This is a genomic window from Shewanella vesiculosa (assembly GCF_009994065.1).
Classification (GTDB): domain Bacteria; phylum Pseudomonadota; class Gammaproteobacteria; order Enterobacterales; family Shewanellaceae; genus Shewanella; species Shewanella vesiculosa.
This window is the reverse complement of sequence record NZ_JAACSD010000003.1, coordinates 466,614-480,316: the sequence shown is the minus strand read 5'-3', so window position 1 is coordinate 480,316 and position 13,703 is coordinate 466,614. Positions and strand designations below refer to the sequence as shown.

Annotated in this window: 11 protein-coding genes; 6 read left to right on the top strand and 5 right to left on the bottom strand. The window is 41.8% G+C overall.

Going from position 1 to position 13,703, the window contains the following annotated elements:
- Window positions 1-63 precede the first annotated feature (63 nt).
- On the top strand, window positions 64-918 hold the full coding sequence (gene hdfR, locus GW828_RS02120) for an HTH-type transcriptional regulator HdfR (protein WP_273056898.1): 855 nt from the start codon (window positions 64-66) through the stop codon (window positions 916-918).
- Window positions 919-935: 17 nt separating this feature from the next.
- Here hdfR and GW828_RS02115 read toward each other — a convergent pair whose 3' ends face one another.
- Window positions 936-1,307, bottom strand: a complete 372-nt coding sequence (locus GW828_RS02115) for a diacylglycerol kinase (protein ID WP_182696945.1) — start codon at window positions 1,305-1,307, stop codon at window positions 936-938.
- A gap of 313 nt (window positions 1,308-1,620) precedes the next feature.
- Here GW828_RS02115 and GW828_RS02110 point away from each other — a divergent pair, with 313 nt between their 5' ends.
- Together GW828_RS02110 and GW828_RS02105 are read left to right on the top strand one after the other, a co-directional pair.
- Window positions 1,621-2,469: a DNA ligase gene (locus GW828_RS02110; protein ID WP_273056900.1), complete on the top strand. Its 849-nt coding sequence runs from the start codon at window positions 1,621-1,623 to the stop codon at window positions 2,467-2,469.
- Window positions 2,470-2,616: 147 nt separating this feature from the next.
- Complete coding sequence (locus GW828_RS02105) at window positions 2,617-3,102, top strand: low molecular weight protein-tyrosine-phosphatase (protein ID WP_273056902.1); 486 nt, start codon at window positions 2,617-2,619, stop codon at window positions 3,100-3,102.
- 74 nt (window positions 3,103-3,176) lie between these two features.
- On the opposite strand, the gene ylqF is transcribed toward GW828_RS02105, so the two are convergent.
- On the bottom strand, window positions 3,177-4,118 hold the full coding sequence (gene ylqF, locus GW828_RS02100) for a ribosome biogenesis GTPase YlqF (RefSeq protein ID WP_124015726.1): 942 nt from the start codon (window positions 4,116-4,118) through the stop codon (window positions 3,177-3,179).
- 131 nt (window positions 4,119-4,249) lie between these two features.
- Window positions 4,250-5,089: an isopenicillin N synthase family dioxygenase gene (locus GW828_RS02095; RefSeq protein WP_273056905.1), complete on the bottom strand. Its 840-nt coding sequence runs from the start codon at window positions 5,087-5,089 to the stop codon at window positions 4,250-4,252.
- A gap of 165 nt (window positions 5,090-5,254) precedes the next feature.
- Here GW828_RS02095 and GW828_RS02090 point away from each other — a divergent pair, with 165 nt between their 5' ends.
- Window positions 5,255-6,172: a bifunctional methionine sulfoxide reductase B/A protein gene (locus GW828_RS02090; protein WP_273056908.1), complete on the top strand. Its 918-nt coding sequence runs from the start codon at window positions 5,255-5,257 to the stop codon at window positions 6,170-6,172.
- Between the two features lie 87 nt (window positions 6,173-6,259).
- On the opposite strand, the gene GW828_RS02085 is transcribed toward GW828_RS02090, so the two are convergent.
- Window positions 6,260-7,816, bottom strand: a complete 1,557-nt coding sequence (locus tag GW828_RS02085; protein WP_273056910.1) for a SulP family inorganic anion transporter — start codon at window positions 7,814-7,816, stop codon at window positions 6,260-6,262.
- A 192-nt stretch (window positions 7,817-8,008) separates the two neighbouring features.
- Window positions 8,009-11,401 (bottom strand): ribonuclease E, encoded by a 3,393-nt coding sequence (gene rne, locus GW828_RS02080; protein ID WP_273056912.1) that lies wholly within the window; start codon window positions 11,399-11,401, stop codon window positions 8,009-8,011.
- A gap of 627 nt (window positions 11,402-12,028) precedes the next feature.
- Here rne and rluC point away from each other — a divergent pair.
- Together rluC and GW828_RS02070 are read left to right on the top strand one after the other, a co-directional pair.
- On the top strand, window positions 12,029-12,985 hold the full coding sequence (gene rluC, locus GW828_RS02075; protein WP_124015730.1) for a 23S rRNA pseudouridine(955/2504/2580) synthase RluC: 957 nt from the start codon (window positions 12,029-12,031) through the stop codon (window positions 12,983-12,985).
- A 31-nt stretch (window positions 12,986-13,016) separates the two neighbouring features.
- The gene (locus GW828_RS02070; protein ID WP_337956436.1) at window positions 13,017-13,664 is read left to right on the top strand and encodes an HAD-IA family hydrolase; all 648 of its coding nucleotides are present in this window, start codon (window positions 13,017-13,019) and stop codon (window positions 13,662-13,664) included.
- The last annotated feature ends 39 nt before the right edge of the window (window positions 13,665-13,703 follow it).

The window sequence follows — 13,703 nt, the reverse complement described above, 5'->3', positions numbered from 1 at the left end:
GTATTGGCTAGTATTATCATTTTTTAAATCAAAATATTTTGTCCTTAATGGTAAAGAATTTTTATGGATACAGATTTATTAAAAACCTTCTTAGAAGTATCTCGTACTCGACACTTTGGTAAAGCGGCTGAAAATCTCTACCTTACCCGAAGTGCTGTTAGTTTTAGGATAAAACAGCTAGAAGGTATTTTGGGGATAGAGCTGTTTGAACGTTTGCGTAACAATATTCAACCTACCCCAGCAGGTGAGAGAATGTTGAGTCATGCTGAGGCGGTGCTTAATGCCTGGGAGAGGGCAAAACAAGATATTATTTTGAATCAGCAGCACAATGCTCAGTTGGCTTTATCGGCTGGTAATAATATTTGGGATGCTTATTTACAAGGTTTTTTACAGCCACTGCATTTAGGTTTGGAAGGTGTTGCTTTGAGGACTGATGTTTTGTCTGCATCAGTGATGACTCGCCAGCTTATTGAACGCACTTTAGATATTGCGATTACCTTTGATCCTCCAAAACTTGATGGGGTCACATTAGTTAAGCTTGCTCAAGTAAAACTGTATCTAGTGTCCAAACAGCAGGGCGTTAAGCTGGCTCAAACGGCTAATTTACCTTATATAAAAGTCGATTGGGGCACAGCCTTTAATATCACTCACGCCCAAGATTTTACCATGTTGCCTTTACCTGTACTGCATACCAGCTCAGCTCGCATGGCATTGGATTTTATGTTGAATAATAGTGGCTGTGCATTTTTGCCTGAAGCACTCATTCAACCCTATTTAGATAATGGCACTTTATCTCGCGTAGATGATGCAAAATGTATCTATCGACATGTGTATGCTGCTTATTGGGCTGAAAATGAAAGGCTTGCCTATATTGAACAAGCTATTTCAATGTTAACAACAGCTAAACTCACGGTTTAGTATTTACTGGGCAGTTGTTAGAACACTAGTGGCCAAATAATGATCCCCCAGGTGATAGTACACAAGACGAGACTGATGAATACTGCTGCTGAAGCAATATCTTTCGCTTGACCACTAAGAGGATGAATTTCATCTCCGACGCGATCTACAACTGCTTCAATCGCAGAGTTTAATAATTCGACAATCAAAACAATTAATAGGGTCATGATAAGTAGAATGCGTTCAGTTGCACTGATATTGAGTAATAGTGCAACAGGGAACATTAAGCCGGCCAGTAAGGTTTCTTGTCTAAAGGCGGCTTCATGTTTCCATGCAGACTTTAGCCCCTTCATTGAAAATCCCGTTGCTCGAAAAATGCGCTTTAGACCATGATTATTCTCAGGTTTCATTAAGTAAATTATCTTTTTGGTTTTAATTGTGCAGATTGTAACATTCCATTCATAGGCTTCCAGCAGTAATTTAACTTTTTGATGAGTTAAAGTTACAAGATAATAGCGATTTCAATCATCAATAATGTCCTCAGTCGGTGTTGATTCTACTCGTCTTTCCCTTCAGCTTAAGTGGATAATTCTTAATTTTGTACTAAGCTTAAGAAGGTTTAAGTCAAGGTCGTGCTAATCATAAAATTAATGCCAGTTTATGATTCTTATTGGTAATGAGTGGCCACCTTGATATGGATTTGATTAATTGCAAGGATTGCATATGTCTAAGATACCCTCGGTTATATTTTCACTGATGATTGCACTGTATAGTTTAACAACGCACAGTGCTGTTTTATCTAAACCTCCCATCCAGTTAGCAACACAATATCAACCAGATATTACCGTCGCTGAGTATTTAGTCAGTGAAAAACTTGATGGTGTGAGAGGTTATTGGGATGGTCGTCAAATGCTGACTCGTAGTGGTCGAAAAGTGGTGTTACCAGCATCATTTACCTTGGGCTTTCCTGAAGTGGCTATTGATGGCGAACTCTGGTTAGGGCGTAATCAGTTTGAGCATATTTCAGCATTAGTTAGGCGTCTGGATACATCCGCTGAAGATTGGCAACAAGTAAAGTTTATGATGTTCGACTTACCAGATCATCCTGGCACTTTTGTTGAACGCTATTTAGCGATGCAAAAATGGGCTGAGCAAACTGATCCCACTCATTTACAGGTTATTAAGCAGGACACAGTAGCGACAACAGAGGCACTGTTCGATCGACTTGATAGTGTTGTGAATGCCGGTGGGGAAGGATTAATGTTACATTTTAAACAAGCTCATTATGCCGTGGGGCGCAGCGAGTATATTGTTAAACTCAAACCTAAATACGATGCTGAAGCCGTGGTCATTGGTCATACCCAAGGAAAAGGTAAATATCGAGGTCAATTAGGCGCGTTAATTGTAAAAACGCCAGCTGGAATTGTGTTTAATATTGGCAGTGGTTTTAGTGATAAACAGCGAGAAAATCCGCCGTTAATTGGTTCAGTCATTACTTATCAGTATTTAGGCTTAACTCAAAAAGGCACTCCAAAGTTTGCTAGTTTTTTGCGCGAACGGCCATCACAATAGTCAGCTCTTTTACATTAACTCAAATGTCACTGTGCCTGCACATTACGCTTGAGTTAACATGAGTAAAGTCGAGCTGGTGGATACACAATGACAAATCAGATCGTTAACTCTGTGCTGCATGCAATCTGGATATAATGGCGATGATAAATGATGGATGATAAATATCTTTTGAACGTTCACTCTGTACTATTCGTCTGTATGGGCAACATTTGCCGTTCGCCAACAGCAGAGGCTATCTTTCGGCAACTAGCTAAGCTGCATTCACTTCAGCTTGAAATCGATTCTGCCGGCACCATCGCCTATCACCAAGGTCATTCTCCTGATCGTCGCAGCATGATTGCAGGCCATAAGCGTGGACTTGATTTTACCGATATGAAGGCTCGACAGGTCATTGATGCTGATTTTGAGCACTTTGATTTAATTTTAGCGGCAGATGTTTCTAATTTAGCTGAGTTAACTGAGCGATGTCCTGTGCATTTACGGTATAAGTTACATTTGATGTTAAGCTTTGGAGACTCTGCGGTCAAAGAAGTGCCTGACCCATATTATGGTGGTGAAAAAGGGTTTGAGAGGGTTATTGACTTGCTTGAGGCTAGTTTAACGGCATTAGCAGTAGCACTAGCTTCACATTGAAATGTATCACTATGACAAGAGGTTTTTGAATGACTAGGCCGTATATGTATTAACAACCTAGTCGTGGATCGGGCTTAATCGTTATAACGTTTGCCAGATCGTTTTAGTTTCTCTTGTTCTATCTTTTGTTGTTTGATCAGTTCTTTTTCAGCCAGCTTACGCGCGACTTCAACTTTTTCGACTTCAGCCATTGCCGGTGTTTCAAGGCTTAATAAGCCAATTTTACCTGAGCGGTACTCATGCAGTAATAGTTCAGAGACCTTATGGTAATCAACACGCCCACCAGGACGGAGTGCTCCGCGAGAACGGCTAATGGCTTCGAGTAATTCAATATCACTGTCAGGCAGCGATTTAAGCTTATAACGCTCGCAAATTTCGTCGGGGTAGGCTTTAAGAAAATAAGCTGCAGCAAACATGGCCACATCTTCGTATTCCATTGCTGTGTCTTTAATTGCACCAGTGACCGCTAGGCGATAACTGCTGGCTTCGTTATCGACTTTAGGCCATAAGATCCCTGGCGTGTCTGACAAAACGATACCGTTACGTAAGTTGATCCGTTGCTGATTTTTAGTTACCGCGGGTTCATTACCTGTTTTAGCAATAGTGCGGCCCGCTAGGGTGTTAATAATTGTTGATTTACCGACGTTAGGAATGCCCATTATCATGGTACGAATATCTTTTTCCATGGTGTCACGGTGCGGCACTAGTTTGCGACAAAGATCAGGAATACTTCTTACCATTCCCGGTTGTAGGGTGGTGATTGCCGATGCCTGTACACCTTGCTCACGCTCTAGGTATTCAATCCACTGAGCCGTAATTTCTGGATCCGCTAAATCAGATTTATTGAGCAGTTTAATACAAGGTTTATCACCGCGAAGTTGTGACACCATTGGGTTTTCACTGCTGTATGGAATACGTGCATCGAGCACTTCAATAACGAGATCCACTTGAGGCATCGCCTCCTCGATCTCTTTACGTGCTTTGTGCATGTGTCCTGGATACCACTGAATTGCCATGATGTTGCCTTATAAATCGGAGAGTAAATAACAATAAATACAAAAGTGATATTCTACCTCGTAAGTGGATTAAATGCATAAAAAAAGCGCCTTAAGGCGCTTAGTATCGTTGTTAAATACACTATGAGTGCTTAAATCACGCCTAATTCGCGTAATCTTTCCATCAAATAGCTATCAGCCGTATAACGCTCAGATAACACCACTTGTGGATTTGGGTGTAAAAATAGCGGTAATGAGATACGAGACTTGGTTTTGTCTGTGCCTTGAGGATTGATGACTCTGTGAGATGTTGATGGGAAATAGCCGCCTGAGGCTTCTTGTAACATGTCGCCGATATTAATAATAATGCTACCAAAATCACTTGGCACATCAATCCATTCACCTTCTTTAGTCAGCACTTGTAAGCCAGGCTCATTCGCTGCTGGTAACAAGGTAATTAAGTTAATGTCTTCATGCGCAGCAGCACGGATTGCACCCATTTCCTCATCTCCTTTCATTGGAGGACAATGAAGAATGCGTAACAAGGTTTTTTGGCTTTGCGCAATCATGTCGGGTAACGGAATACTATATTTAGCCGCGACGTCTGCAGGTGTGTACTGTTCAATCCAGCTCAGTAATTCAGACGCTAGCGCATTAGCGTGTTCGTAGTAAGCAAGGATATTCGCCTTTAACCACTCTGGAATGCGTCCCCAAGGGTATACGTGATAATATTCTTTGATATCTTTTACGTTATTGCCTTTAGCCGTTTCAGAAATTGATGCGGGAAAGAAGCCATCATGTGTTTCAGCTTTAAACAAAAAATCATTTTTTTGTTCTGACTGAAAGAAGCTATACCACTCATTGTATATATCTTCAACAAGCTGCTTTTGAATTGGGTGGTTAGTAAGTACACCAAAGCCGGTTTCGCGCAGTGATTCAACAAAATGTTGGGCACTATTAGGTGCTTGGTAATCAATTGTATTTAGTTTCATTATGTATTTCTTATTAGTGTGTTGACCCACCGTAATGGTAACCTTAGTCACACTCTGCCGCAATTATTTGCGTGATATCACTCCATTTTCATTTGAGCTGAAATGATTGATGACACGTATTCATTATTACTAGACTGTGGCAAACAAACTCAACGAGATCTGACCATGAATAATTTAACTGAATTTGAACAGTATGTGATCGAGCAAAAAGGCACCGAGCGTCCTTTTAGTGGCGAATTTGTTGATCATGATGCACAGGGTGTGTATTTATGTAAAAAATGCCATGCACCACTTTATAAGAGTGAGTATAAATTTAATGCTCATTGTGGCTGGCCAGCATTTGATGATGAAATTAAGGGTGCAGTAAAGCATACACTCGATGCTGATGGTCACAGAACCGAAATTACCTGCGCACAATGCGGTGGTCATCTAGGCCATGTGTTTGAAGGAGAACATTTAACCGATAACAATATCCGTCATTGTGTCAATTCGGTATCAATGATTTTTAAAGGCATTGATGAGCTTTCAGTATCAAATTTAGCTACGCCTTCTTTCGAAAAAGCGACTTTTGGTGCTGGCTGTTTTTGGTGTGTTGAAGCTATCTTCGCTCAGCTTAATGGCGTGCAAAGTGTTAAGTCTGGTTATTGTGGCGGTGATGCTAAAGATGCCAATTATGATGCGGTATGTTCCGGTAAAACAGGCCATGCAGAAGTCGTTCATATTGAATTCGATCCCACGGTTATTCAATATGACACACTCCTTAGTGTATTATTTGAAAGCCACGATCCGACCACACTTAATCAGCAGGGAAATGATAAAGGGCCACAGTATCGTTCAGCTATTTTCGCGCATAACAGTGATCAAATTGATACCGCTAACCGATTTATTAACGCCTTAACTGAACAACAAGTTTGGTCTAGACCGATAGTCACTGAAATAAGTGCATTTGATAAATTCTACCCGGCTGAAAGTTATCATGATGAATATTTCGCTAAACACGGGCAACAACCTTATTGTCAGCTAGTGGTTAAGCCTAAGTTTGATAAAGTGATGAGTAAGTTTGCTGATAAACGTAAACGTTAAATCAGTATTTTTTGCAGGTACAAAGACTCACGATAGAAAAAGGGACTGAATATTCAGTCCCTTTTTATTGATTAGCGTATTAATCGTTTAATCCAATTTATCATCGGCTACTTTATAGTGCGGATCTTCAATAAGGTTAACTTCAACTAAATCACGTGCTTTATGCAGTAGTGCTTTACAATCTTGGCTTAAGTGACGTAAGTGCAACCGCTTTCCTGCCGTAACATAACGTTCAGCTAAGGTATCAATCGCTTCTAATGCGGAATGATCTGCCACGCGTGAATTTTTAAAATCAATAATCACATCTTGGTTATCATTTTCAGCATCAAACAGTTCAAGAAAGTTTGCCACTGAACCAAAGAACAAGGGGCCATTTAAGCGATATATTTTCCAGCCGTTATCATCTTCAGTTATGTCAACATTAATGTGCTTTGCGTGTTCCCATGCAAATACTAAGGCAGATACAATTACACCGACAAACACTGCAAAGGCCAGATCGGTAAAAACAGTGACAGTGGTGACTAATATAATCACAAATGCATCATGCTTAGGCACTTTGTTCATGAATTTGAAGCTGGCCCATTCAAAAGTGCCTATGACCACAATAAACATGACACCAACTAATGCTGCCAGTGGAATAATTTCGATAAACGCCGAACCAAACAGAATAAATGCCAGTAATGCTAATGCTGCCGTGATGCCAGATAAACGACCTCTACCGCCAGAGTTAATGTTAATCATTGACTGGCCGATCATCGCGCAACCACCCATAGCACCAAAGAAACCACTGGTAATGTTGCCCACTCCTTGGCCGACACATTCTTTGTTACTTTGACCACGAGTATTGGTCATTTCGTCAATCACTGTTAGCGTTAATAATGACTCAATTAATCCTACCGCGGCTAAAATAAAGGCATAAGGTAATATGATGTAAAAAGTGTCAAAGCTAAATGGCACGCTAGGGATGGCAAATGAAGGCAAGTTACCTGCAATAGTTGCAGCGTCATTGCCACTCATTGTTTTTAGAAAATCCAATACATTACTGGTTTCTAAATTGAAACCTACAGTAATCGCCGTTACCGTTAAAATAGCCACTAATGATGAAGGCACAGCTGTGGTTAATTTGGGTAAGAAATGGATAATAGCCATGGTTAAAACCACTAAAGCTAGCATGATCATTAAGGGTTCTTGTGCCATCCAAATCATGTTGCCCGCGGCGTCTTTGACTTTAAATTGACCGAGCTGGGCTAAGAAAATTACAATCGCTAACCCGTTTACAAAACCAATCATCACTGGGTAAGGTACGATACGGATAAATTTCCCGAGTTTGAATACGCCCGCTAAAATTTGAATCAGTCCTGCTAACACCACTGCGGCAAATAAGTATTGCACTCCATGTTCAATTACCAGCGATACCATGACTACAGCCATAGCACCCGTGGCACCAGAAATCATGCCAGGCCGACCACCAATTAATGCGGTGATTAGTCCCATAATAAAGGCGGCATAAAGCCCGACCATAGGTTCAACATGAGCGACAAATGCAAAAGCAACGGCTTCAGGTATTAGGGCCAGCGCAACAGTTAATCCTGATAAAATATCGGCTTTGCTACTGCTTGTTTTATGGCGAATAAGATCGAACATTTAACCTCTGTTTTCATTGTAAGTTAATAAAAAGTGATCAGTATATTAACAAAAAATACTCGTTGGCTGAACTGTGACATCCCTAATGTGATGTTTTAATTCGCTGAGGTATTTTTTATTAATCTTTTCAATAAAAAAGCCATGCTTAGCATGGCTTAATAAATGATGGGGCTAGTGAACCCCTAATTAATGCTACTTTGCCGGGCGTGCCATATCCGCTGATGCACTGTTATTTATTGCGACTTTTGGCGCACTAGTTTCAGTTGCTTGGGCTTCATAAGTACGTCCTTGAGGCACCGCTTTCTGTTCACGAACATCCACTGTAGGTTTAGTCATGTCAGATGACACCATAGAACCGAAGCGACTTGCTTTTACAGGTGCTTTTGCTGCTGTAGTAGTGTCAGTAGAAACAACAGTCTCTACTGCAGGCGCAACGTCTTTAGCAGCAGGTTTAGCTTGACGAACGATTGCCGCAGGTTTGGCCATTGGTGCCGATGCATTAGATGTAACGGCTTTATCCTGCTTGCTTTCTGCGGTTGTTTCTATCGCCTCTAACGATGCTGCCTCAGCGACTAACGCTTGTTTAGCTGGAGCATCAATAGGGGTTTTAGCGATTTCAACTGCTGCAGTTTCAACTGTCGCTGCAGTTTCGATTACGTCAGCTGTGTTGACTACCGGAGGCGTTTCAGCTGCTTGCTCTTTTGCTGCAGGAGTGACTGCGACAACGTTAGCTGGCTCAACATCAACCTTAGTCTCTTCAGTATTAGTCACTTCAGTCTTTTTAACATCAGCCTTGACGACTTCTGCCGCTGGAGTAACTGTTGCTGCATCAGTGGCAGTCACAGGCGTTTTAACCTGAGTTTTGGTTTTAGCTTGTTCAGCGTCTAACTGCTTCTCTAGCTCATCATTAGGTGTGAAAACGGCTTGTTGTGTCGACCCAGTTTCATCATCACGACGACGGCGTTGACCAGCAGCACGTAGGTGGCGAGGGCTACGACGACTACGACGTTGACCTTCACGACCTTCAGCTTCACTTTCTGATGCCGTGTCATCGGTATTCGCGCTTTGCTCATCAGTTTCTTTTGCAACATCAGAGTGGGTCGCAACCGTTTCATTAACAGTGTTGTCTTCAGCTGGAGCCGCTTCTGTTTTCACTTCAACGTCAGCTTTCACTTCAACAGCTGGAGTGTCTGTTTCAACTTGGGCAGTAGAGGTAACCTTGGTGATTTCTGTTGCTACATCAGCTGCTTCAACCGCCGCGCCTTCTGCTACTTCGGTCGTTTGCTCTGTTTTCTCTTTACGAGGCTGACGTCGGCTTCGTGGTGCTCTAGTCTCTGATTTTTTATCATCAGATGCTTTCGGCTCAACATTGTTGGCTTCAGATGCGATCAGTTCTACTGATGATTCAGTTGATTTACTATCAATAACCTCGGTTGTTGATAATGCTTCATTCTGTTCACTTTCAATACGCACTTTACGACGCATGTTACGACGTTGGCGACGCTCTCTAGCGGCTTCTTGCTTTGGTGATTTCTCTACAGTGGCCTTAGGTTCTGCCACTTTAGCGTCAGCTACTTTGGTTTCGCTAACGGGTAATGCTTTGTCAACTTTGTCAGCTCTTGGTTTATTTTTAGCGTTGTCATCTTGAGCAGTATTTCGACTGTTTCGCTCATTACGCTTGTTCTGAGGACGACCTTCAGTGGTGTCTTTCGATTTGTCACTGTCATTGCGTTGACGACGGCTATCATTGCGCTTGTCATTGCGGTTACCACTATCGTTACGTGTCTCATTACGACGAGTGTTACGACGTGGGTTAGTCTGAGTGCTGTCTTTAGTCTGCGCTGTCGCTTTGGTATCTTTAACCTCAGTTTCATTAGCAGAGAATAGGGCGCTGATTGCTGAGATGACTCGTGAAAACAATCCTGGCTGAGTAGATGCTGTCGCAGGGGCAACATTTACAGGTGCAGTTTTGACGAGATCTTCTGCAGCTTTTTGTGGGGCTGCAAAGCCTTTTAATGCTGGCTCTGGTGATGCCGCGCGCTCTAGTTTACGAGGCTCATACAGTTTTGCTGCTGGCTGTTCTACGCGCTTATAGCTTGATTCACTGACTTCATCGTCACTCTTACGACGTACCACACGGTAATCTGGGGTTTGCATGTGTGCATCTGGAATGATGTACACTTCAACTTGATGACGCTCTTCAGTAATACGGATCGCTTTACGCTTTTCGTTTAATAAGAAAGCCGCCACATCAACTGGCACAATCGCTTCGATTTGTGTGGTGTTTTCTTTAATGGCTTCTTCTTCCATTAAACGTAAAATTGATAGTGCTAATGATTCAGTACTGCGAATAGTACCTTGGCCATGACAACGAGGGCATAAATGTGCTGCAGACTCTTCTAGTGATGGACGTAGGCGTTGACGCGACATTTCCATTAAACCGAAACGAGAAATACGGCCCAATTGAACACGTGCACGGTCATGGTGTACGGCATCACGCAAACGGTTTTCAACTTCACGTTGATGGCGAACAGGGGTCATATCGATAAAGTCGATAACCACTAAACCACCTAAATCGCGAAGACGTAATTGACGTGCAATTTCATCAGCTGCTTCAAGGTTTGTGTTCAGTGCAGTTTCTTCAATATCACCGCCTTTAGTGGCACGGGCAGAGTTGATATCAATAGACGTTAATGCTTCTGTGGGGTCAATAACAATTGATCCGCCTGATGGTAAACGCACTTCACGTTGGAATGCCGACTCGATTTGAGACTCGATCTGGAAGTGAGTAAATAGAGGCACTTCAGAGTCATATAGTTTGACGCGTTCGACAAAATCAGGACGAACTAAACCAATGTGCAGTTTAGCTTCTTCAAAAATTCGTGGATGATCGATAAGGATTTCACCCACATCACGACGTAAATAGTCACGAATAGCACGAACAATGACGTTGCTTTCTTGATGAATTAAGAAGGGGGCAGCCTTGCTTTGAGCGGCTTCTTGAATTGCATCCCAATGATGTTGTAGTACTTTCAAGTCCCACTTTAGTTCTGTTGACTCTTTGCCTACACCAGCCGTACGCACGATTAAGCCCATACCATTAGGTACTTCTAGCTCAGACATCGCTTCTTTAAGTTCGGTGCGCTCATCACCTTCGATACGACGAGAAATACCGCCAGCACGAGGGTTATTTGGCATTAAGACTAGGTAAGAACCAGCAAGACTAATAAAGGTAGTTAATGCAGCGCCCTTGTTGCCACGTTCTTCTTTATCGATTTGAACAATGACTTCTTGGCCTTCTTGCAGGACTTCTTTGATGTTTGGACGGCCTTGGAAGGAATATCCTTTAGGGAAATATTCACGACCAATTTCTTTTAGAGGTAAAAAACCGTGACGATCTGCACCGTAGTCAACAAATGCGGCTTCAAGTGACGGCTCTACGCGAGTGATTTTACCTTTATAGATATTTGATTTTTTCTGTTCATGACCAGGACTTTCGATATCTAGATCATACAGTTCTTGCCCATCAACTAGGGCTACGCGCAACTCTTCTGATTGAGTTGCATTAATTAACATACGTTTCATGATGACGTGATTCTTCTAAATGAGGTCATCAAACAACACGATCTTTCTGCATTACGGGCCTGAATTAATCGGTATAACCTCACGGCTAGATCCAGGCAATTAGGTGCTCATTACTGTAAAACGCAGTCACTGCGTGTCGCATCCTATTTATGGCTTATTTTCTAGTGTTTACAAAAACAAGGAATTCGTTGACTTACAACCAACCCCATAAATTATGGTATTTTAATCCGTTAATGCCCAAGTCGAATCGGTTTGTTTGATAACAAGCTAAAATGTTGTTCGAATTTGGGGCGATTTACCACAGTTAAATTAAAATCTTTATTGAATACTTACGGTTTAATTGTACAAACGGTTTCTTATCGTTTTTTAATAAATACAACTTGCAAATCAATGATTTGCTACCGGTTAGGTTCATTTTTATAACTGCTAGTTTTTCGCATTTGGTGAAAGTTGTGAACACTTTATCCACTGTTTACTCTCAACCTGTGGGCAAATATAGCAACAATCGCTATTTTCAGCAATCAAAAGCCCATATTCTTTCGTGTATTTATTTGAAGTCCAATGCGGCAATAGCCAAGCATTTACCAGATAAGGTACACTATTACGGTTACTACTATATGGCGCATCATGAATACTGAAACCACCCCCCAAGTTGAATACGTGACTATCGACGAAGATCATTTTGAACAACGCATCGATAATTTTTTGCTGACTAAATTAAAAGGCGTACCGAAAAGCATGATCTATCGGATTGTGCGTAAAGGCGAAGTGCGGGTTAATAAAAAACGCATCAAGCCGGAATATAAATTACAAATCGGAGACATTGTTAGGGTTCCGCCTGTTCGTGTTGCCGAAAAAGACAATCGCAAGGCGCCATCGCCTAATTTATCAAGAGTGTCTCAGCTTGAAGAACGTATCATCCATGAAGATAATCATTTAATTGTGTTAAACAAGCCTGCCGGTATTGCAGTACATGGCGGAAGTGGTGTGGATTATGGTGTGATTGAAGGCTTACGCTCATTGCGTCCACAGCAAAAATTTTTAGAGTTAGTACATCGTTTAGATAAAGATACGTCTGGTGTGTTGCTTGTGGCTAAAAAACGCAGTGCCTTGAAGCATCTGCATGAACAATTACGCAGTAAAACCATGCAAAAAGATTATTTAGCCTTGGTGCGTGGCGAATGGCAGGCAAGTGATAAAGTGGTTAAAGCACCACTGTTAAAAATCACTTTAAAGTCGGGCGAACGCATTGTGCGAGTCAATAAAGAGGGTAAAGAGTCTGAAACCCGCTATAAGATTATGCAGCGTTACCAAGGTTGTACTTTAGTTAAGGCTAGTCCTGTTACAGGACGAACCCATCAGATACGAGTGCATTGTCAGTATGCTGGTCATGCTATTGCTTGTGATGATAAATACAGTGAGCAGCAATTTGATGACAGTATGCGGGCCTTAGGTTTAGACCGTTTGTTTTTGCATGCCGCAGAACTTAAATTTACTCATCCTGAAAATGATCAAGTTATGCAGGTTAAAGCGCCTTTAGACCCAGTGCTACTGAGTACACTTGAGAAGTTGAAAAGAGTATAAAGGCACTCAGCAAATAAAGTAGGGCATTATATTGAACAGTAAAGAGAAAGCTTTTGACCTGGTTATTTTTGATTGGGATGGCACGCTAATGGACACTGTGGGCAAAATCGTGTCTTGCATGCAAAATGTCGCTCAAGAATTAATGTTACCCATTCCATCCGAGCAGCAAGTGAGAGATGTCATTGGTTTATCTTTACCCCAAATTATGCCGATTTTATTTGCTGATCATCAAAACCATCAACAAATTATTGATTGTTATCGACGTCACCATCTTGCGAGTGAGCTACTTACGCCTTTATTCGATGGCGTCGAATTACTGATCCGTAATCTATTTGATGCGGGTTATCATTTAGCTATTGCTACAGGGAAAGGTCGACAAGGTCTTGATAATGTATTAGCTCTCACAGGGTTAGGCGATTATTTTCATGCGACCCGTTGCGCCGATGACGCACAAAGTAAGCCGCATCCTGAGATGCTGTATTCGTTATTGGCTCATTTTGATGTTACCGCAGACAGAGCCATTATGATTGGCGATTCTATTCACGACTTAGCCATGGCCAATAATGCTGGCATGGCAAGTATAGGTGTGAGTTATGGTGCCCATAATGAATCAAGACTCAATCTATTAAACCCGCGTGCTATTGTTGACCAGCCTTGTGCGATTCGTGACTATCTTTAATTTTTATGGCCGATGTGATGATGATAGTCGCATTACAGC

What these genes read in the sequence shown, in the direction of transcription:
- hdfR (WP_273056898.1), top strand. Translation starts at nt 64, where the DNA reads ATGGATACAGATTTATTAAAAACCTTCTTAGAAGTATCTCGTACTCGA.
- GW828_RS02115 (WP_182696945.1), bottom strand. Translation starts at nt 1,307, where the DNA reads ATGAAACCTGAGAATAATCATGGTCTAAAGCGCATTTTTCGAGCAACG.
- GW828_RS02110 (WP_273056900.1), top strand. Translation starts at nt 1,621, where the DNA reads ATGTCTAAGATACCCTCGGTTATATTTTCACTGATGATTGCACTGTAT.
- GW828_RS02105 (WP_273056902.1), top strand. Translation starts at nt 2,617, where the DNA reads ATGATGGATGATAAATATCTTTTGAACGTTCACTCTGTACTATTCGTC.
- ylqF (WP_124015726.1), bottom strand. Translation starts at nt 4,118, where the DNA reads ATGGCAATTCAGTGGTATCCAGGACACATGCACAAAGCACGTAAAGAG.
- GW828_RS02095 (WP_273056905.1), bottom strand. Translation starts at nt 5,089, where the DNA reads ATGAAACTAAATACAATTGATTACCAAGCACCTAATAGTGCCCAACAT.
- GW828_RS02090 (WP_273056908.1), top strand. Translation starts at nt 5,255, where the DNA reads ATGAATAATTTAACTGAATTTGAACAGTATGTGATCGAGCAAAAAGGC.
- GW828_RS02085 (WP_273056910.1), bottom strand. Translation starts at nt 7,816, where the DNA reads ATGTTCGATCTTATTCGCCATAAAACAAGCAGTAGCAAAGCCGATATT.
- rne (WP_273056912.1), bottom strand. Translation starts at nt 11,401, where the DNA reads ATGAAACGTATGTTAATTAATGCAACTCAATCAGAAGAGTTGCGCGTA.
- rluC (WP_124015730.1), top strand. Translation starts at nt 12,029, where the DNA reads ATGAATACTGAAACCACCCCCCAAGTTGAATACGTGACTATCGACGAA.